The sequence below is a fragment of the Pseudomonas sp. JUb52 genome (genome assembly GCF_004341115.1).
In the GTDB taxonomy this organism is placed as follows: domain Bacteria; phylum Pseudomonadota; class Gammaproteobacteria; order Pseudomonadales; family Pseudomonadaceae; genus Chryseomonas; species Chryseomonas oryzihabitans.
Genome location: NZ_SLYS01000013.1, coordinates 57710 through 76386, shown reverse-complemented (window position 1 = coordinate 76386; position 18677 = coordinate 57710). Strand labels below are relative to the sequence as shown.

Below are 18677 nucleotides of genomic sequence, written 5' to 3'. Positions count from 1 at the left end.
CCCTACGGATGAAACCGACCGGCCATTTCGCTATGATGGTCGGTCACCTTATCAGCGTCGCGATCCAGCCAAGACCATGACCGAGCCCCGCAAGATTCTCGTCACCAGCGCCCTGCCCTATGCCAACGGCTCCATCCACCTCGGCCACATGGTCGAGTACATCCAGACCGACATCTGGGCGCGCTTTCAGCGGCTGCGCGGCAACCAGTGCCTCTATGTCTGCGCCGACGACGCCCACGGCTCGGCCATCATGCTGCGCGCCGAACGCGAGGGCATCACGCCCGAACAGCTGATCGACAACGTCAAGCGCGAGCACAGCGCCGATTTCGCCGACTTCGGCGTGGCCTTCGACAACTTCCATTCCACCCATGCGGAAGAGAATCGCGAGCTGTCGCGCGCCATCTACCTGAAGCTGCGCGAAAACGGCCACATCGCCACCCGTCCGGTCACCCAGTATTTCGACCCGGACAAGCAGATGTTCCTGGCCGACCGCTTCATCAAGGGCACCTGTCCCAAGTGCGGCAGCCCCGACCAGTACGGCGACAACTGCGAGAAGTGCGGCGCCACCTATGCGCCCACCGAGCTGAAGGATCCCAAGTCGGCCATCTCCGGCGCGACCCCGGTGCTGCGCGAATCCGAGCACTTCTTCTTCAAGCTCCCCGATTTCACCGACATGCTCAAGGGCTGGACCCGCGGCGGCGCCCTGCAGGAATCGGTCGCCAACAAGATCGCCGAGTGGCTGGACGCCGGCCTGCAGGAGTGGGACATCTCCCGGGATGCGCCCTACTTCGGCTTCGAGATCCCCGACGCCCCGGGCAAGTACTTCTATGTCTGGCTGGACGCCCCCATCGGCTACATGGCCAGCTTCAAGAATCTCTGCGATCGCCGCGACGACCTGGATTTCGACGCCTTCTGGAACAAGGACAGCAGCGCCGAGCTGTACCACTTCATCGGCAAGGACATCGTCAACTTCCACGCACTGTTCTGGCCGGCCATGCTCGAAGGCGCCGGCTACCGCAAGCCGACCGCGCTCAACGTCCACGGCTTCCTTACCGTCGACGGCCAGAAGATGTCCAAGTCCCGTGGCACCTTCATCAAGGCGCGCACCTACCTGGATCACCTCAATCCCGAGTACCTGCGCTACTACTTCGCCGCCAAGCTCTCGCGTCACGTCGAAGACATCGACCTGAACCTCGAAGACTTCGTGCAGAAGGTCAATTCCGACCTGGTGGGCAAGGTGGTCAACATCGCCAGCCGCTGCGCCGGCTTCATTCACAAGGGCAACGCCGGTCTGCTGGTGGACGCCCAGGCCGCGCCCGAGCTGGAAGCCGCCTTCCGCGCCGCCGCGCCGAGCATCGCCGAGGCCTATGAGACCCGCGACTTCGGCCGCGCCATGCGCGAGATCATGGCCCTGGCCGATCGCGCCAACGCCTGGATCGCCGATAAGGCGCCCTGGAGTCTGGCCAAGCAGGACGGCAAGCAGGATGAGGTCCAGGCCATCTGCGCCCAGGGCATCGAGCTCTTCCGCCAGCTGGCGATCCTGCTCAAGCCGGTGCTGCCCAACCTGGTCGCTGCCGCCGAGCGCTTCCTCAATGTCGCCCCCCTGACCTGGGCCGACCTGGACACGCGCCTGGCCAATCATCAGCTCAATGCCTTCCAGCCCCTGCTCACCCGCATCGAACCCGCCAAGGTGCAGACCATGATCGACGCTTCCAAGGAAGACCTGGCCGCCCAGGCCGCACCGCAGCCCACCGGCAACGGCGAACTGACCAAGGCCCCGCTGGCCGAGACCATCGACTTTGACACCTTCTCCAAGGTCGATCTGCGCATCGCCCTGATCGAGAAGGCCGAATTCGTCGAGGGTGCCGACAAGCTGCTGCGCCTGACCCTGGACATCGGCGATGCCAAGCGCAACGTCTTCTCCGGCATCAAGAGCGCCTATCCGGAGCCGAGCCAGCTCGAAGGCCGCCTGACCCTGTACGTCGCCAACCTGGCGCCGCGCAAGATGAAGTTCGGCGTCTCCGAAGGCATGGTCCTGGCCGCCGGCCCCGGCGGTACCGAGATCCACCTGCTCAGCCCCGACAGCGGCGCCAAGCCCGGCCAGCGGGTGATGTGATAGCGACGGCGCCCCAGGGCGCCGTCCTTTCAAGTGCAAGCCATGAACGCTCAACCTACCCTCATCACCGCCATCGACGCCCTCTTGCCGCAGACCCAGTGCGGCAAGTGCGGCCATCCCGGTTGCCAGCCCTATGCGGCGGGCATCGCCGCGGGCGAAGCGCACAACAAGTGCCCACCCGGCGGCACCGCCACCATCCTCGAGCTTTCGGCGCTGCTCCAGCGTCCGGCACTGCCCCTGGACTCGCCCTACCCAGTGACGCCCAGCCAGCGCGCGGTGATTCGCGAGGCCGACTGCATCGGCTGCACCAAGTGCATCCAGGTCTGCCCCACCGACGCCATCCTTGGCGCAGCCAAGCTGATGCACACGGTCATCGAGAGCGAATGCAGCGGTTGTGAACTGTGCCTGGCACCCTGCCCGGTGGACTGCATCGACCTGGTGGCGGTACCAGCCCCGGTCGGTCGCCCGGCGGAGCGTCAGCGTGCGCAGTACTACCGCCGCCGCTTCGACGCCCGCCAGGCGCGCCTGCAGCGCGACCGCGAGCGCCTGGAGGCCGAACGCCAGCGGCGGCAGGTGCCTCCTGCATTCAGCACGCCGGCGGAGATGCCGGTCACCGCGGACGCTGCGGTCAAACCCTTGAAGATCGCCGCTGCCATGGCCCGCGTCGCCCTGCAAAAGGCTGAACGGCAACTGGTGCAGTACGGCACACCGGCCCTGGAGGCCCAGGTGCAGCAACTGCGCGAAGCCGCCGAGCAGGCCCAGGTGGCCCTGGACAGCGCGCAGCGTGGAGCGGCCACCGCCAGGGCGCCGGCCCTGACGACGCCAGCCACCGACCCCGCCGCCCTCAAGCAGGCCCGCATCGCCGCCACCCTGGCGCGTGCCCAGCTGACCAAGGCCGAGCGCGCCTTCGGTAGCGCGCCCACCCCCGAGCAGAGCACTCAACTGGCTACCCTGCGCGGCGCCGCTCAGCAGGCTGCCCACCGTCTTGCCGCACTGGAAACCCCGACCCGCCCATGAACGCCGCCAAACGCCTGGAGATCTTTCGCCGCCTGCACGAGGACAATCCCGATCCCAAGACGGAACTGGCCTACGCCTCACCGTTCGAGTTGCTGATCGCGGTGATCCTCTCCGCCCAGGCCACCGATGTCAGCGTCAACAAGGCCACCGCCCGCCTCTATCCGGTGGCCAACACCCCCCAGGCCATCCTGGACCTGGGCGTGGAGGGGTTGTCGGAGTACATCAAGACCATCGGCCTCTATAACAGCAAGGCCAGGAACGTCATCGAGACTTGCCGGCTGCTGCTGGAGCGCCATGGCGGCGAGGTGCCCCAGACCCGTGAGGAACTGGAGGCGCTGCCCGGCGTGGGCCGCAAGACCGCCAACGTGGTGCTCAACACCGCCTTCCGCCAGCTCGCCATGGCGGTGGACACCCATATCTTCCGGGTCAGCAACAGAACCAACCTGGCACCCGGCAAGAACGTGGTGGAGGTCGAACTCAGGCTGCTCAAGGTGGTGCCCAGGGATTTCCTGCTGGATGCCCACCACTGGCTGATCCTGCACGGCCGCTATGTCTGCCAGGCGCGCAAGCCCCGCTGCGGCAGCTGCCGGATTGAGGATCTCTGCGAATACAAGGCGAAAACCTCTGACGATTGAAAAAGGGCCTGTCAAAGCCCTTTGGCGATTGAAAAAATCTTTTTTACCGGCCCCTGCTTTGTCGTTATAAGGTGCGCGAAAAGGTCCCGCAGCCCTGTCGATGAGTGCGTGTGATCCTGTCCAGCCTTGCAGGAGTTACCAATGGCCGAAGACAAAAGCGATATCGATGTAGACGATGATTTCGAGACCGATGGCGAAGCGCCCGAGACCGTCGAACCCGTCGTCAGCAAGACCAACCTGACCAAGCGGCGGCTGATCGACAACATGCTCGAAGAGCGCCGCCTGAAGCGGCAGATTTCCGAGTACGACTTCGATCTGTAAGCCATAAAAAACCCCAGCCGAGGCTGGGGTTCTCTCGTGCGGGGCGACCCTTACAGCAGGGTGCGGCCCTTGCCTGCGGCGATGCGCATGCGCAGGGCGTTGAGCTTGATGAAGCCCGCCGCGTCCGCCTGGTTGTAGGCGCCGCCGTCTTCTTCGAAGGTGGCGATGTTGGCGTCGAACAGCGACTCGTCGGACTTGCGGCCGACGACGATGACGTTGCCCTTGTACAGCTTCAGGCGCACCACGCCGTTCACGTTGGCCTGGGAGGCGTCGATCATCTGCTGCAGCATCAGCCGCTCGGGGCTCCACCAGTAGCCGGTGTAGATCAGGCTGGCGTACTTGGGCATCAGCTCGTCCTTGAGGTGGGCTACCTCGCGGTCGAGGGTGATGGACTCGATGGCGCGGTGGGCCTTGAGCATGATGGTGCCACCGGGGGTCTCGTAGCAGCCACGGGACTTCATACCCACATAGCGGTTCTCGACGATGTCCAGGCGACCGATGCCGTTCTCGCCGCCGATGCGGTTCAGTTCGGCCAGCACGGTGGCCGGGCTCAGTTCCTTGCCGTCGATGGCGACGATGTCACCGTTGCGGTAGGTCAGCTCGAGATAGGTCGGGGTATCCGGCGCGGCTTCCGGGGACTTGGTCCAGCGCCACATGTCTTCTTCGTGCTCGGTCCAGGTGTCTTCCAGCACGCCGCCCTCGTAGGAGATATGCAGCAGGTTGGCGTCCATGGAGTACGGCGACTTCTTCTTGCCGTGGCGCTCGATCGGGATCTGATGCTTTTCGGCGTAGTCCATCAGCTTCTCGCGGGACAGCAGGTCCCACTCGCGCCAGGGCGCGATCACCTTGACGCCCGGCTTGAGGGCGTAGGCGCCCAACTCGAAGCGCACCTGGTCGTTGCCCTTGCCGGTGGCGCCGTGGGAGATGGCGTCGGCGCCGGTCTCGTTGGCGATCTCGATCAGGCGCTTGGCGATCAGCGGACGGGCGATGGAGGTACCCAGCAGGTACTCGCCTTCGTAGACGGTGTTGGCACGGAACATCGGGTAGACGAAGTCGCGGACGAATTCTTCGCGCAGGTCGTCGATGTAGATTTCCTTGACGCCCATGGCCTTGGCCTTGGCACGTGCCGGTTCGACTTCCTCGCCCTGGCCGAGGTCAGCGGTGAAGGTCACCACTTCGCAGTTATAGGTATCCTGCAGCCACTTGAGGATCACCGAGGTGTCCAGGCCGCCGGAATACGCCAGGACTACCTTCTTCACATCCGCCATGCCGTTCGCTCCCGTGTATTGCGTTGAGTCGGAAAGCGACAATTCTACTGGTCGCCTCGCTGCTTTTACAGGGGCGCGACGCACTCTGATGTCTGGGCGACATGCGGTCGGGGCGGATCAGCCCTTGGGCTTGGCCAGCGGTGCCGGGGTGGGCGCCGGCGATTCGGCCGGATTGGCCGCGGTACTGGTGGCTGGCGCAGCCGGCGGCTCGCCGCTCGGCGGGACCCGCGAGAACACCAGGGTCACCCGGCGGTTGAGCGCGCGATTGGCCTTGCTGGTGTTGGGCGCCACGGGGTACTGCTCGCCAAAGAAGCGCAATTCGATCTGCTCCGCGGCGAAGCCCTTGCTCTTGAGGTACTCCATCACGGCGATGGCGCGCAGCCGCGATTCCTGGCGGTTGTCCAGGCGGGTGCCCTGGTTGTCGCTGTAGCCGGAAACGATGACGTGGTTGACCGTCGGATCGGCGTTCAGGTATTCGTCGATGAGGTCGAGCTTGGCCTTGGCGAGGTCGTCGAGGGTATCACCGCCACCCGGGAAATTGACCTGGGAATGGCGGATCTGCTCGAAGTTGACCGCCAGCAGCTTCTGGGTGCAGGCCTGGAATTGCTGGTAGGCCGGTTCGAAGCGCACTGGCAGCAGTCGCACCTCGACGCGGTCGTCCAGGGCCCCCGAGCGACTCACCTGGGGCATGCGCCCCTCCATCAGCCCCGCCAGCAGGCGCTGCGCCTGCTGCGCGCTGCTGGCCAGCGCCTGCTCGCCCTCAACCACCTTGACCGAGCCAAGGCTGATATCGCCCAGCCCCGGTTTCCAGGGTACCGCCGCCGCCTTCAGGCTGGCGCTGCCCGCCGGCAACCACTGGCCATTGGGCCGCAGTTCGAACACCGTGGACTCGCCCGCGCGGCGCAGGAAGCCACCACTGCCGAAGCGCGGGATGGGCTGCAGCAGGCGACAGGCGAAGATGTCACCCTCCACCTTCCATTCCACGCTCTCGAGTCGGCTCTGGAAGGTCATCCCCCAGGCCGGCACGGCAAGCAGCAGACAGGAAAGGAAGAGGTAACGCGGGCGCACGTCGGACTCCGGAAAGAAAAAGTACCTGGGGTTCTTATCGGTCAAGGGCGCGGAAAACTTGAGCGCGGTCCCGCCGCACGGGTGCCGGCTACCCCCTTTTCCGGTAGCATTTCCCTACTTTCCCGCAGCCTGGAATCCCGCATGACCGACCGGATCACCCTTGCCCGTCCCGATGACTGGCACATTCACCTGCGCGACGGCGCCGCCCTGCAGCAGACCGTCGCCGACGCCGCCCGGGAATTCGGTCGCGCCATCGTCATGCCCAACCTGGTACCGCCGGTGCGCAATGCCGAGCAGGCCGCCGCCTATCGCGAGCGCATCCTGGCGGCACGCCCGGCCGGCAGCCGCTTCGAACCGCTGATGGTGCTCTATCTCACCGACCGCACCAGCCCGGAAGACGTCCGCGCCGCCAAGGCCAGTGGCTTCGTGCATGCCGCCAAGCTCTATCCGGCCGGCGCCACCACCAACTCCGATTCCGGCGTGACTTCGCTGGACAACCTCTTCCCCACCCTGGAAGCCATGGCCGAGATCGGCCTGCCGCTGCTGGTGCACGGCGAGGTCACCCACGCGGAGGTGGACGTCTTCGACCGTGAGAAGAAATTCATCGACGAGCACCTGGTGCGCATCGTCCAGCGCTTCCCGACGCTCAAGGTGGTGTTCGAGCACATCACCACCGGCGACGCCGCCGCCTTCGTGCGCGAGGCCCCAGCCAACGTCGGCGCCACCATCACCGTCCACCACCTGCTGTACAACCGCAACCACATGCTGGTGGGCGGGATCCGGCCGCACTTCTATTGCCTGCCGATCCTCAAGCGCAACACCCACCAGAGCGCCCTACTGGACGCCGCCACCAGCGGCAATCCCAAATTCTTCCTCGGTACCGATTCGGCGCCCCACGCGCGTCACGCCAAGGAAGCGGCCTGCGGCTGCGCCGGCTGTTATACCGCCTATGGCGCGTTGGAGCTCTATGCCGAGGCCTTCGAGAGCCGCGATGCCCTCGACCGCCTGGAAGGCTTCGCCAGCCACTTCGGTGCCGATTTCTACGGCCTGCCGCGTAATACCGAGACCGTCACCCTGGTGCGCGAGGACTGGCAGGCGCCCGCCTCCCTGCCCTTCGGTGATCACGAGGTGATTCCGCTGCGCGCCGGCGAGACCCTGCGCTGGCGCCTGGAGGTGGGTGCATGAGCATGGACGAGACCTTCAGCGACGAACTGGACGCCAGCCAGCCGATGTCCGACTCGCGCATCCCCATGGCACGTCGCTTCCGCGGCTACCTGCCGGTGGTGGTGGATGTCGAGACCGGCGGCTTTAACGCCGCCACCGATGCCCTGCTGGAAATCGCCGCCACCACCGTGGCCATGGACGAGGAAGGCGTGCTCTATCCGGACCACACCTACTTCTTCCGCGTCGAACCCTTCGCCGGCGCCAACATCGAGGCAGCGGCGCTGGAATTCACCGGCATCAAGCTCGACCATCCGCTGCGCATGGCGGTGGGTGAAGAGCAGGCGCTCAGCGAGATCTTCAAGGGCGTGCGCAAGTCGCTCAAGTCCAGCGGCTGCAAGAGGGCCATCCTGGTCGGCCACAACAGCAGCTTCGACCTGGGCTTCCTCAATGCCGCGGTGCTGCGCTGCGGCCTGAAGCGCAACCCCTTCCACCCCTTCTCCAGCTTCGATACCGCGACCCTCGCCGGCCTGGCCTATGGTCAGACGGTGCTGGCCAAGGCCTGTCAGGCGGCCGGCATCGAATTCGATAACCGCGAAGCCCACTCGGCCCGCTACGACACCGAGAAGACCGCCGAGCTGTTCTGCGGCATCGTCAATCGCTGGCGGGAGATGGGTGGCTGGGTCGATCTCGACTGACCGTCCGTCGCCGATCCTGCCTTTGATGAGATTTTGCCGCCTACAACTTTGACAATCATTCTCATTGTCATTAGCTTTGGCGGCACCTCCACTCATACAGCAGGCGATCCATGTACGTGTGTCTTTGCCGTGGCGTGACCGACAAGCAGATCCGTGAAGCCATCTACGAGGGCTGCTGCAGTTATCGGGAAGTTCGGGAAAGCACCGGTTGCGCCACCCAGTGCGGCAAGTGCGCCTGCCTGGCCAAGCAGGTGGTCAAGGAAACCCTCGGCGAATTGCACGGCGCCCAGCAGCTCGCCTACGCGCTGGACGTGCCGCGCGCCTGAGCGCAAGCCCTGTAAAAAAAGCCGGACCCTGGGTCCGGCTTTTTTATTGTCTAATCAAATGCTTACGGAAAGGATGGAAAAGCTTCCGATTACCGTTCGATTTTCGTCGATTTTTCAACAACTTAAGCTTTTGACAAAGGGCTGTTCCACGCTCAGACTGCCGGCAATCCCACCCCATTCGCAGGTCCGGCCATGAAAGGCGATATCACCGTCATCCAGCATTTGAACAAGATCCTCGGCAACGAACTGGTGGCCATCAACCAGTACTTCCTGCATTCGCGGATGTACAACGACTGGGGTATCCGCAAACTCGGCCATCACGAGTACAAGGAATCCATCGACGAGATGAAGCACGCCGATCGCCTGATCGAGCGCATCCTGTTCCTGGAAGGCCTGCCCAATCTGCAGGACCTGGGCAAGCTGATGATCGGCGAGAACACCCAGGAGATGATCCAGTGCGACCTGCGCCTGGAAATCAGCGCCGTGGCCGATCTGCGTGACGCCATCACCTACTGCGAAAGCGTACGGGACTACGTCAGCCGCGACATGCTCAAGGACATTCTCGAATCCGAGGAAGAACACATCGACTGGCTGGAAACCCAGCTGAGCCTCATCGGCAGTGTCGGGATCGAGAACTACATCCAGTCGCAGATGCACGACGACGACGATTGATCGGGCAGATGCCCACAAAAAAGCCCGCACGTTGCGGGCTTTTTTGTGGGCCAGGGACTCAGGCGTCCTTGGTTTCCACGGCTTGCTTGATCAGGGTCTGCAATTCGCCCTTCTCATAGAGTTCGGCGAGGATATCGCTGCCGCCGACCAGTTCACCACCGACCCACAGCTGGGGGAAGGTCGGCCAGTTGGCGTACTTGGGCAGATTGGCGCGGATTTCCGGATTCTGCAGGATGTCGACGTAGGCGAATTTCTCGCCACAGGCCATCAGCACCTGAGCGGCACGGGAAGAGAAGCCGCACTGAGGCGCGTTCGGCGAACCCTTCATGTAGAGCAGCACGGGATTGTTGGCAATCTGGTCTTTGATGGTATCGATGATGTCCACGATGCACCTCGCTAATACGGTGGGACGATTGTAACGGAAAGGCCGGTGGAACGCCGGGATTTCCGCGACGTCCAGCCCGTGACAGGCGCGGCTCGACCTGGCAATCGACCACGTTCCGACCCGGCCGTTCGCCAGCACCATGACCATCCGGAGCGGCGCCAGGCAAAACTTTGGCGCCCGGGCCGTGGTCAGGTTAAGGGTAGGCGCCGCTCGGTGCGCCTGATCCAAGACCCAGGAGAACTCCATGAGCCTGTTCAGCAAGATCCTCTCAAAGCTCGGCATTGGTGAAGCCCATGCGGATACCCCCGCCGCTGCGCCCACCACCGGCGCGACCGATACCGCCGCACCCGCCGGCAGCCCGGCCGCCCCGACCGGCGCCACCCCCATGAGCCAGGTGGACGTCGCCGCCAAGCTTGACGGTCTGGCCGCCCAGAAAGGCGAACAGCTCAACTGGAAGACCTCCATCGTCGACCTGCTCAAGCTGCTCGATCTGGACAGCAGCCTGACCGCCCGCCAGGAGCTGGCCAAGGAGCTGAACTGCCCCGCCGACAAGATGGGCGACTCCGCCCAAATGAACATGTGGCTGCATAAGGCCGTTCTGCAGAAGCTGGCCGACAACGGCGGCAACGTACCCGCCGACCTGCTGTAAGGCGCCTCCCCTCCGCTACCCCGTCCCAGGCTAGCCGCCCGAAACGAAGGGCCTAGGCTGGGATGGTGGTAAAATGCGACATGAACTTATACCATTTCGCCTTTGGTCTTTCCGCCGTTTGAAACGGCATGCTCTCAGGTTCGCCGCGCCCTCCATGGACGGCCGTTACCGGGACGGGACGCTAGGGTAACGAAATGACGGTTCGCCACTTTCTTTCTTTCATGGACTGTTCCCCCGAGGAACTCCGGCAACTCATCGCACGCGGCATCGAGCTCAAGGCCCTGCGCAATCGGGGGGTGCTGCATGAGCCCCTGCGCAATCGCGTCCTGGGCATGATCTTCGAGAAGGCCTCCACTCGCACCCGCCTCTCCTTCGAGGCCGGCATGATCCAGCTCGGTGGCCAGGCGATCTTCCTTTCGTCCCGTGACACCCAGCTCGGCCGTGGCGAGCCCGTCCCGGACAGCGCTCGCGTCATGTCGAGCATGCTCGATGGCGTGATGATCCGCACCTACGCCCACGAGATGCTGACCACCTTCGCCGCCCATTCCCAGGTGCCGGTGATCAATGGCCTGTCGGACGATCTGCACCCCTGCCAGCTGCTGGCCGACATGCAGACCTTCTTCGAACACCGCGGCGATATCCGTGGCAAGACCGTGGCCTGGATCGGCGACGGCAACAACATGTGCAACAGCTATATCGAGGCGGCCGAACAACTCGACTTCAATCTGCGCATCGCCTGCCCGGAAGGCTACGAGCCCAATCCGCGCTTTCTCGAACGTGCCGGCGAGCGCGTCCGGTTGACCCGGGATCCGCGCGAGGCCGTGGCCCAGGCGCACCTGGTCAGCACCGACGTCTGGACCTCCATGGGCCAGGAAGAGGAAACCCGCCTGCGCCTGGCAGCCTTCAAGCCTTACCAGGTCACCGCCGAGCTGCTCGATGGCGCCGCGCCGGATGTCCTCTTCATGCATTGCCTGCCGGCGCACCGCGGCGAAGAGATCAGCCATACCCTGCTGGACGACCCGCGCGCCGTGGTCTGGGACGAAGCCGAAAATCGCCTGCATGCCCAGAAGGCGCTGCTCGAATTCCTCATCAAGCCGCCACTGCACGCCTGATCCGGAGCCGAAGACCTCGGCCGCACCCTGGCCGCCGAGGTCTCACCATCACAGCAGCAGCTGCCCGCGCATGACCGTTACCGCGCGTCCGGCGATGCTGACCCTATCCCCTTCCAGCCGACACCTGAGCTGCCCACCCCGCGCCGAAAGCTGCTGGGCGGTGAGCATCCGCTTGGCCAGTCGCCGCGACCAGTAGGGAATCAGGCTGCAATGCGCCGAACCGGTGACGGGATCCTCATCCACGCCCACCGCCGGGGCGAAGAAGCGCGACACGAAGTCGACCTCCTGGCCACGCGCGGTCACGATGACGCCCTGCCAGGGCAGCCGGGCGATGGCCGCCAGATCCGGCTTGCAGTCCCGTACCGCCTGTTCCGATTCCAACAGCACCAGCAGCTTGTCCGCCGCCAGGGCATCCACCGGCGATACCCGCAGGGCACGCTCCAGTTCAGGGGTCACCCCCAGCTCCGTGGGCACTAGCGCAGGGAAATCCAGCGCCAGCAGGCCGTCCACTTCGCGAAACACGCGCAGGACGCCCGACTGGCTGATGAACGCCAGTCGGTCGCCCGCCTCGCCATACACCTCGAACAGGACATGCGCCGCGGCCAGGGTGGCATGGCCGCACAGGGGCACCTCGGTCCGCGGGGTAAACCAGCGGATGCGCCAGGTATCTCCCTCCTGCACCACGAAGGCGGTTTCCGAAAGATTGTGCTCGGTGGCGATCCGCTGCAGCAGCTCGTCGGCTGGCCAGCTGTCCAGGCGGTAGACCGCGGCGGGATTGCCGCGAAAGGGCTGATCGGTGAAGGCATCGACCTGATGAAATTCTAGGGGCATGCGCGCTACCTGAGCAGAAGAAGAAAAACAGCGAGCGTCGCCGTCGCGCGGGCACCAGACCCCTGATGATCCCTGGCCGCGACGGCTACCTCTTGAGACCTGCCAACGGGCCGGTTGTCGCCAGAAGTCCTATGACCAAAATAGCAGGCGGCGTCGCATCGGCAATGAATTGTCGAACGTCGTCACTGTTTTTGCGCTCAGGAGCTTTGACAGTTTTCATATTTGAAATTAGATTTTCGGTTGCGAACAAATGGCTCCCCGGCCACCTATAAATACAACAACCACGAGGCTCCTCCATGAGTACTCTTCTCGCTCCAACGCTACGCGGTCAATGCATCGCCGAATTCCTCGGCACAGCCCTCCTCATCTTTTTCGGCACAGGTTGCGTGGCGGCCGCGAAGGTCGGCGGTGCCACCCTCGGCCTGTGGGAAATCAGCATCATCTGGGGCGTGGGTGTGAGCATGGCGGTCTACCTGTCCGCCGGGGTCTCCGGCGCGCATCTCAGCCCGGCCGTCACCATCGCCCTCTGGCTGTTCGGCGGCTTCGAAAGACGCAAGGTGCCCGCCTACATCCTGGCTCAGGTCGCCGGTGCCTTCTGCGGCGCGGCTCTGGTCTACGGCCTCTACAGCAGCCTGTTTTTCGATTATGAACAGGCCCACAACATGGTCCGCGGCAGCCAGGCGAGCCTGGAGCTGGCCGGCGTCTTCTCCACCTACCCCCATCCTTCCCTGTCGATTGGCCAGGCGTTCCTCGTCGAAGCCGTCATCACCGCGATCCTGCTGGCCATGATCATGGCCCTCACCGACGACGGCAACGGTCTGCCCCGCGGCCCGCTCGCGCCCCTGCTGATCGGCCTGCTGATCGCCGTGATCGGCGGCTCCATGGGCCCGCTGACCGGCTTCGCCATGAACCCGGCGCGGGATTTCGGACCCAAGCTGATGACCTTCTTTGCCGGCTGGGGCGAGATCGCCTTCACCGGTGGCCGTGACATCCCCTACTTCCTGGTGCCCATCTTCGGCCCCATCGTCGGTGCCTGCCTGGGCGCCGCCGGTTACAAGGCGCTGATCTGCCGCCATCTGCCCGGCCTGGCCTCCGGTGCCTGCGACGTTCCGGCCAAGGCCGAGGACAGTGCCCGCACCGAAGTGACCTCCGCCTCCAAAGCGTCCTGATCGCCGCGAATCACAATAAGGAACAAGACCATGACCGACCAGAACAAGCAGTACATCGTCGCGCTCGACCAGGGCACCACCAGTTCGCGGGCCATCGTGCTGAACCGCAATGCCAATGTGGTGACCATCGCCCAGCGCGAATTCGCGCAGATCTATCCGCAGGCCGGCTGGGTCGAGCACGATCCCATGGAGATCTGGGCCACCCAGAGCGCGGTGTTCGTCGAGGCCTTGGCCCAGGCCAGCATCAGCAACGAGCAGATCGCGGCCATCGGCATCACCAATCAGCGTGAAACCGCCATCGTCTGGGACAAGACCACCGGTCGTCCCATCTACAACGCCATCGTCTGGCAGAGCCGCCAGAGCACCGCGATCTGCGACCAGCTCAAGCGCGACGGCATGGAAGACCATATCCGCAAGACCACCGGCCTGGTGATCGACCCCTATTTCTCGGGCACCAAGATCAAGTGGATCCTCGACCACGTCGAAGGCAGCCGTGAACGCGCCCGCCGCGGCGAACTGCTGTTCGGCACCGTGGACACCTGGCTGATCTGGAAGATGACCCAGGGTCAGGCCCACGTGACCGACTACACCAACGCCTCGCGTACCCTGCTGTTCGATATCCACAAGCGCGAGTGGGACGCCACCATGCTCGAGGTGCTGGACATCCCGCGCGAGATGCTGCCGGAAGTGAAGTCCTCTTCCGAGGTCTATGGCCAGGCGCACCTGGGCAGCGGCCAGACCACCGGCATCCCCATCGCCGGTATCGCCGGCGACCAGCAGGCGGCTCTGTTCGGCCAGATGTGCGTGGAGCCGGGTCAGGCCAAGAACACCTATGGCACCGGGTGCTTCCTGCTGATGAACACCGGCGAGAAGGCGGTGCAGTCCCAGCACGGCCTGCTGACCACCATCGCCTGCGGTCCCCGCGGCGAGGTCAACTACGCCTTGGAAGGCGCCATCTTCAACGGCGGCTCCACCGTCCAGTGGCTGCGCGACGAACTCAAGGTGATCAACGATTCCCTGGATTCCGAGTATTTCGCCACCAAGGTGACCGACAGCAACGGCGTCTACCTGGTCCCGGCCTTCACCGGCCTGGGCGCGCCCTACTGGGATCCCTATGCCCGCGGCGCGCTGTTCGGCCTGACCCGCGGCGTCAAGGTGGACCACATCATTCGCGCCACCCTGGAATCCATCGCCTTCCAGACCCGCGATGTGCTGGATGCCATGCAGCAGGACGCCGGCGAAGCCCTGAAGTCCCTGCGGGTAGACGGCGGCGCCACCGCCAACAACTTCCTCATGCAATTCCAATCGGACGTGCTCGGCACCCGGGTCGAGCGGCCGGAAATGAAGGAGACCACCGCCCTCGGCGCGGCCTACCTGGCCGGTCTCGCCACCGGCTTCTGGAGCAGCCTGGACGAGTTGCGCAGCAAGAGCACCATCGAGCGCGTATTCGAACCGGCCTGTGATCCGACCAAGAGAGACAGCCTGTACAAGGGCTGGAAGAAGGCCGTCGAGCGTACCCGCGGCTGGGCGCTGGACTGAGTCGAATCCGACCGGGAGGCGACCGGCACCTGCCGGCCGCTTCCCGCAAGGCTCCCCCACGAGGCCGGCGTCTTCCGACGCCGGTCTTGCTTTGCGCGACAAGCGCTTTCCACCTGGATAGAGCTACGGCATCCTCTGTGAATTTACTCGATCACCTCAAGGAAGCCGTAATGAGCCTGGCGCCTCGCCAACAGCAGATTCTCGAACTGGTCCGTGAGCGCGGCTACGTCAGCATCGAAGAGCTGGCCCAGCATTTCTCCGTCACCCCCCAGACGATCCGTCGTGACATCAATCAGCTCGCCGAAGCCGGGCTGCTACGGCGCTACCACGGGGGCGCCGCCCATGACTCCAGCGTGGAAAACACCGAATACAGCATGAGAGCGGGCCAGATGCGCGAGGAAAAGCGCCTGATCGCCGAAGCCGTGGCTGCGGCTGTGCCCGACCATGCCTCGCTGTTCATCAATATCGGCACCACCACCGAGGCCATCGCCCATGCCCTGCTCGGGCATCGCAGCCTCAAGGTCATCACCAACAACCTGCACGTGGCCAACATCCTCAGCGCCAAGGACGACTTCGACGTACTGATCGCCAGCGGCAAGGTGCGCAGCGATGGTGGCGTGGTGGGCCAGGCCACGGCCGACTTCATAAAGCAGTTCAAGGTCGACTACGCCTTGGTGGGCATCAGTGGCATCGACGAAGACGGCACCCTGCTGGACTTCGACTACCAGGAAGTCTGCGTCTCCCAGGCCATCATCCATAACGCCCGCCAGGTGTTTCTCGCCGCCGACTCCAGCAAGTTCGGCCGCAACGCCATGATCCGCCTGGGCAGCCTGGAACAGATCGACCAGCTGTTCACGGAGCAGGAGCCTTCCCCGGCCTTCGCACGCTGCCTGCGCGAGTGGCAGGTCAAGGTCGAAGTGGCGCGTCCGCGCTGATCCCTCGAGGCGACGACCATTCGTCGCCTCGCCTCTGTCTATATTCGTTTTTTTTCGTTTTAGCGGTCTTAAGCCACAGGCTTGGCTAGAACCTGAGTTTTTGCTGGGCTATTATGTTCGAAACCGAATAATTATGTTCGTTTCACAGGAGGCATCATGGCCCAGGCACCCACTGCAACTCCCCGGACTTACGATCTCGCCGTCATCGGCGGTGGCATCAACGGTGTAGGCATCGCGGCCGATGCAGCCGGTCGGGGTCTGTCGGTGTTTCTCTGTGAACGCGACGACCTGGCGAGCCATACCTCTTCCGCCAGCAGCAAGCTGATCCATGGTGGCCTGCGCTACCTGGAACATCACGAATTCCGCCTGGTGCGCGAAGCCCTCGCCGAGCGTGAGGTGCTGCTGGCCAAGGCGCCCCATATCGTCAAGCCGATGCGCTTCGTCCTGCCCCACCGTCCGCACCTGCGTCCGGCCTGGATGATCCGTGCCGGTCTCTTCCTTTATGACCACCTCGGCAAGCGCGAAAAGCTGCCGGGCTCCCGTGGCCTGAAGTTCGATGCCCAGGGGCCGCTCAAGGCCGAGATCAAGCGCGGCTTCGAATATTCCGATTGCTGGGTGGATGACGCCCGCCTGGTGGTGCTCAACGCCATGCAGGCGCGCGACAAGGGGGCCGACATCGTCACCCGCACCCGCTGCGTCAGCGCCCGGCGCGTCGAGGGTCACTGGGAAGTCGAGGTCGAGGGGCCCCAGGGCCGCCAGCAGATCCGCGCCAAGGGCCTGGTCAATGCCGCCGGCCCCTGGGTCGCCAGCTTCATCCGCCAGGACCTGCAACAGAAGTCGCCCTATGGCATCCGCCTGATCCAGGGCAGCCACGTGATCGTGCCCAAGCTGTACGAAGGCGAGCAGGCCTACATCATGCAGAACGAAGACCGCCGTATCGTCTTCGCCATTCCCTACCTCGGCCAGTACACCATGGTGGGGACCACGGATCGCGAGTATCAGGGCGATCCGGCCAAGGTGACCATCACCGACCAGGAAATCGACTACGTCCTCGGGGTGGCCAACGCCCACTTCCGCAAGCAGCTCAGCCGCGACGACGTGCTGCACACCTTTTCCGGCGTGCGCCCGCTGTGCGACGACGAATCGGACAACCCCTCGGCCATCACCCGCGACTACACCCTGTCGCTGGCCGAGGAACAGGGCGCGCCGCTGCTGTCGGTGTTTGGTGGCAAGCTGACCACCTACCGCAAGCTGGCCGAATCGGCCATGGCGCAGCTGCAGCCTTTCTTCCCGCAGCTGGGCAACAGCTGGACCGCCTCGGCACCGCTGCCCGGCGGCGAGCAGATGACCACGCCCCAGGCGCTGACCCGCGAATTGCTGGACAAGGTCAGCGGCCTGACGCCGGCCCTGGCACAACGCTGGGCGACCACCTACGGCAGCCGCGTCTGGACCCTGCTGGGCGATTCGCGCTCCGTGGAGGAGCTGGGTGCGGTGCTAGGCGCCGATCTGCATGTGCGTGAGGTGGAATACCTGCAGCGTCATGAGTGGGTCACCCGTGCCGATGACGTGCTCTGGCGGCGGACCAAGCTGGGCCTGGTGTTCACCGACGCCGAGCGGGCGGCCCTGGAAGACTTCCTGGCGCATTCGGAACCGGCCCAGGCCACCAAGGGCAGCAACGCGGCCTGAGACCCGAGAAGAATTGTCTCCCGGGCGGGCAATCCGCTCGGGGACGCGGTCAGAACTCACCGGTAATCGACCCGGCAAGGACTGGCCAGGGGCGTCAGAGCATAGGCAGCACCATGAAAAGTCTTCATGATGCGCCTTTGTCTTCAGTGCCAGCGCCATGTTCGAACTTCGTCACCTGAAAACCCTGCATGCTCTCCGTGAATCCTCCAGCCTGGTGGAAGCCGCCGAGCGACTGCACCTGACCCAGTCCGCCCTCTCCCATCAGTTCAAGGAACTGGAAGAACGCCTGGGTACCCCGCTGTTCATCCGCAAGACCAAACCCATTCGCTTCACCAGTGCCGGCCTGCGGCTGCTGCAGACCGCAGACGCGGTGTTGCCGCACCTGCGCAGTGCCGAGCGGGACCTGGCGCGTCTGGTCGGGGGTACGGCGGGCCGCCTGCACATGGCCATCGAATGCCACAGCTGCTTCCAGTGGCTGATGCCGACCATCGACCAGTTTCGTGATTCCTGGCCGGAAGTGGAGTTGGACCTGGCCTCCGGCTTTTCCTTCGCGCCCCTGCCGGCGCTGGCCCGTGGCGATCTGGACCTGGTGGTGACCGCCGATCCGGTGGACCTCTCGGGGGTGACCTATGTGCCGCTGTTCACCTACGAGGCCCTGCTCGCGGTAGCCAACCAGCATCCGCTGGCGCAACGGCCCTATATCGTCCCCGAGGATCTCGCCCAGGAAACGCAGATCACCTATCCGGTGGAGCGCGATCGACTGGATATCTTCACCCGCTTCCTCGATCCGGCCGATGTCGAGCCGCTGTCGGTGCGCACGGCGGAAATGACGGTGATGATGCTGCAGCTGGTGGCGTCGGGGCGTGGCGTCTGCTGCCTGCCCAACTGGGCGATCCACGAGTACAGCTCGCGCGGCTATGTGACCGCACGGCGGCTGGGCGAGAAAGGGCTGTATGCGACGCTCTATGCAGCGATCCGCGAAGACATGCTGGAGGCGCCCTTCATGCAGGATTTCCTGCTGACTGCCAAGGACACCTCCTTCGCCACCCTTGAAGGGGTCAGCAGCGCGCGCTGAGCCGGCGCGCTGCT

19 protein-coding genes are annotated in these 18677 nt (G+C 64.6%); 15 read left to right on the top strand and 4 right to left on the bottom strand.

From position 1 onward, the window contains the following. The first annotated feature begins 76 nt into the window (after window positions 1-76). From metG to EC839_RS19585, 4 genes are all read left to right on the top strand, one after another. Entirely contained in the window at window positions 77-2116 is a 2040-nt protein-coding gene (gene metG / locus EC839_RS19600) for a methionine--tRNA ligase (protein ID WP_007162758.1), read from the top strand. A gap of 42 nt (window positions 2117-2158) precedes the next feature. Further along, a complete protein-coding gene (locus EC839_RS19595) occupies window positions 2159-3133 on the top strand; it encodes an RnfABCDGE type electron transport complex subunit B (protein WP_007162757.1) in 975 nt (324 codons plus the stop codon). Continuing rightward, entirely contained in the window at window positions 3130-3768 is a 639-nt protein-coding gene (gene nth, locus EC839_RS19590) for an endonuclease III (RefSeq protein ID WP_007162756.1), read from the top strand. The genes EC839_RS19595 and nth overlap by 4 nt, the downstream gene beginning before the upstream one ends. A 141-nt stretch (window positions 3769-3909) precedes the next feature. Next, window positions 3910-4089 (top strand): PA3496 family putative envelope integrity protein, encoded by a 180-nt coding sequence (locus EC839_RS19585; protein WP_007162755.1) that lies wholly within the window; start codon window positions 3910-3912, stop codon window positions 4087-4089. A 50-nt stretch (window positions 4090-4139) separates the two neighbouring features. On the opposite strand, the gene EC839_RS19580 is transcribed toward EC839_RS19585, so the two are convergent. Together EC839_RS19580 and EC839_RS19575 are read right to left on the bottom strand one after the other, a co-directional pair. Continuing rightward, window positions 4140-5357: an argininosuccinate synthase gene (locus tag EC839_RS19580; RefSeq protein WP_007162754.1), complete on the bottom strand. Its 1218-nt coding sequence runs from the start codon at window positions 5355-5357 to the stop codon at window positions 4140-4142. Window positions 5358-5474: 117 nt separating this feature from the next. Further along, the gene (locus EC839_RS19575; RefSeq protein WP_007162753.1) at window positions 5475-6425 is read right to left on the bottom strand and encodes an OmpA family protein; all 951 of its coding nucleotides are present in this window, start codon (window positions 6423-6425) and stop codon (window positions 5475-5477) included. A gap of 141 nt (window positions 6426-6566) precedes the next feature. On the opposite strand from EC839_RS19575, the gene pyrC reads away from it, so the two are divergent. From pyrC to bfr, 4 genes are all read left to right on the top strand, one after another. After that, a complete protein-coding gene (gene pyrC / locus EC839_RS19570; protein ID WP_007162752.1) occupies window positions 6567-7610 on the top strand; it encodes a dihydroorotase in 1044 nt (347 codons plus the stop codon). Between the two features lie 2 nt (window positions 7611-7612). Then, entirely contained in the window at window positions 7613-8284 is a 672-nt protein-coding gene (rnt, locus tag EC839_RS19565; RefSeq protein WP_371099723.1) for a ribonuclease T, read from the top strand. Window positions 8285-8394: 110 nt separating this feature from the next. Next, complete coding sequence (locus EC839_RS19560) at window positions 8395-8610, top strand: bacterioferritin-associated ferredoxin (protein WP_007162750.1); 216 nt, start codon at window positions 8395-8397, stop codon at window positions 8608-8610. A gap of 192 nt (window positions 8611-8802) precedes the next feature. Next, window positions 8803-9282, top strand: a complete 480-nt coding sequence (gene bfr / locus EC839_RS19555; RefSeq protein ID WP_007162749.1) for a bacterioferritin — start codon at window positions 8803-8805, stop codon at window positions 9280-9282. Between the two features lie 58 nt (window positions 9283-9340). Here the strand turns inward: bfr and grxD are convergent, their stop codons facing one another. Continuing rightward, complete coding sequence (grxD, locus tag EC839_RS19550; RefSeq protein ID WP_007162748.1) at window positions 9341-9667, bottom strand: Grx4 family monothiol glutaredoxin; 327 nt, start codon at window positions 9665-9667, stop codon at window positions 9341-9343. Between the two features lie 244 nt (window positions 9668-9911). Between grxD and EC839_RS19545 the strand changes: the two genes are divergently transcribed. Both EC839_RS19545 and argF read left to right on the top strand, forming a co-directional pair. Further along, complete coding sequence (locus EC839_RS19545; protein ID WP_007162747.1) at window positions 9912-10316, top strand: DUF3597 domain-containing protein; 405 nt, start codon at window positions 9912-9914, stop codon at window positions 10314-10316. Window positions 10317-10510: 194 nt separating this feature from the next. Continuing rightward, window positions 10511-11428: an ornithine carbamoyltransferase gene (gene argF, locus EC839_RS19540; protein ID WP_007162746.1), complete on the top strand. Its 918-nt coding sequence runs from the start codon at window positions 10511-10513 to the stop codon at window positions 11426-11428. 48 nt (window positions 11429-11476) lie between these two features. Here argF and EC839_RS19535 read toward each other — a convergent pair whose 3' ends face one another. Continuing rightward, window positions 11477-12259: a PhzF family phenazine biosynthesis protein gene (locus tag EC839_RS19535; protein WP_007162745.1), complete on the bottom strand. Its 783-nt coding sequence runs from the start codon at window positions 12257-12259 to the stop codon at window positions 11477-11479. A 296-nt stretch (window positions 12260-12555) separates the two neighbouring features. Between EC839_RS19535 and EC839_RS19530 the strand changes: the two genes are divergently transcribed. From EC839_RS19530 to metR, 5 genes are all read left to right on the top strand, one after another. Beyond that, complete coding sequence (locus tag EC839_RS19530; protein WP_027601308.1) at window positions 12556-13428, top strand: MIP/aquaporin family protein; 873 nt, start codon at window positions 12556-12558, stop codon at window positions 13426-13428. A 30-nt stretch (window positions 13429-13458) separates the two neighbouring features. After that, the gene (gene glpK, locus EC839_RS19525; RefSeq protein ID WP_132833027.1) at window positions 13459-14967 is read left to right on the top strand and encodes a glycerol kinase GlpK; all 1509 of its coding nucleotides are present in this window, start codon (window positions 13459-13461) and stop codon (window positions 14965-14967) included. A 170-nt stretch (window positions 14968-15137) separates the two neighbouring features. Then, a complete protein-coding gene (locus tag EC839_RS19520; protein WP_007162742.1) occupies window positions 15138-15902 on the top strand; it encodes a DeoR/GlpR family DNA-binding transcription regulator in 765 nt (254 codons plus the stop codon). Window positions 15903-16058: 156 nt separating this feature from the next. Next, window positions 16059-17588, top strand: a complete 1530-nt coding sequence (gene glpD / locus EC839_RS19515) for a glycerol-3-phosphate dehydrogenase (protein WP_007162741.1) — start codon at window positions 16059-16061, stop codon at window positions 17586-17588. Between the two features lie 157 nt (window positions 17589-17745). Further along, window positions 17746-18663: a transcriptional regulator MetR gene (gene metR, locus EC839_RS19510; protein ID WP_007162740.1), complete on the top strand. Its 918-nt coding sequence runs from the start codon at window positions 17746-17748 to the stop codon at window positions 18661-18663. Window positions 18664-18677 lie beyond the last annotated feature (14 nt).

What these genes read in the sequence shown, in the direction of transcription:
- metG (WP_007162758.1), top strand. Translation starts at nt 77, where the DNA reads ATGACCGAGCCCCGCAAGATTCTCGTCACCAGCGCCCTGCCCTATGCC.
- EC839_RS19595 (WP_007162757.1), top strand. Translation starts at nt 2,159, where the DNA reads ATGAACGCTCAACCTACCCTCATCACCGCCATCGACGCCCTCTTGCCG.
- nth (WP_007162756.1), top strand. Translation starts at nt 3,130, where the DNA reads ATGAACGCCGCCAAACGCCTGGAGATCTTTCGCCGCCTGCACGAGGAC.
- EC839_RS19585 (WP_007162755.1), top strand. Translation starts at nt 3,910, where the DNA reads ATGGCCGAAGACAAAAGCGATATCGATGTAGACGATGATTTCGAGACC.
- EC839_RS19580 (WP_007162754.1), bottom strand. Translation starts at nt 5,357, where the DNA reads ATGGCGGATGTGAAGAAGGTAGTCCTGGCGTATTCCGGCGGCCTGGAC.
- pyrC (WP_007162752.1), top strand. Translation starts at nt 6,567, where the DNA reads ATGACCGACCGGATCACCCTTGCCCGTCCCGATGACTGGCACATTCAC.
- rnt (WP_371099723.1), top strand. Translation starts at nt 7,613, where the DNA reads ATGGACGAGACCTTCAGCGACGAACTGGACGCCAGCCAGCCGATGTCC.
- EC839_RS19560 (WP_007162750.1), top strand. Translation starts at nt 8,395, where the DNA reads ATGTACGTGTGTCTTTGCCGTGGCGTGACCGACAAGCAGATCCGTGAA.
- bfr (WP_007162749.1), top strand. Translation starts at nt 8,803, where the DNA reads ATGAAAGGCGATATCACCGTCATCCAGCATTTGAACAAGATCCTCGGC.
- EC839_RS19545 (WP_007162747.1), top strand. Translation starts at nt 9,912, where the DNA reads ATGAGCCTGTTCAGCAAGATCCTCTCAAAGCTCGGCATTGGTGAAGCC.
- argF (WP_007162746.1), top strand. Translation starts at nt 10,511, where the DNA reads ATGACGGTTCGCCACTTTCTTTCTTTCATGGACTGTTCCCCCGAGGAA.
- EC839_RS19535 (WP_007162745.1), bottom strand. Translation starts at nt 12,259, where the DNA reads ATGCCCCTAGAATTTCATCAGGTCGATGCCTTCACCGATCAGCCCTTT.
- EC839_RS19530 (WP_027601308.1), top strand. Translation starts at nt 12,556, where the DNA reads ATGAGTACTCTTCTCGCTCCAACGCTACGCGGTCAATGCATCGCCGAA.
- glpK (WP_132833027.1), top strand. Translation starts at nt 13,459, where the DNA reads ATGACCGACCAGAACAAGCAGTACATCGTCGCGCTCGACCAGGGCACC.
- EC839_RS19520 (WP_007162742.1), top strand. Translation starts at nt 15,138, where the DNA reads ATGAGCCTGGCGCCTCGCCAACAGCAGATTCTCGAACTGGTCCGTGAG.
- glpD (WP_007162741.1), top strand. Translation starts at nt 16,059, where the DNA reads ATGGCCCAGGCACCCACTGCAACTCCCCGGACTTACGATCTCGCCGTC.
- metR (WP_007162740.1), top strand. Translation starts at nt 17,746, where the DNA reads ATGTTCGAACTTCGTCACCTGAAAACCCTGCATGCTCTCCGTGAATCC.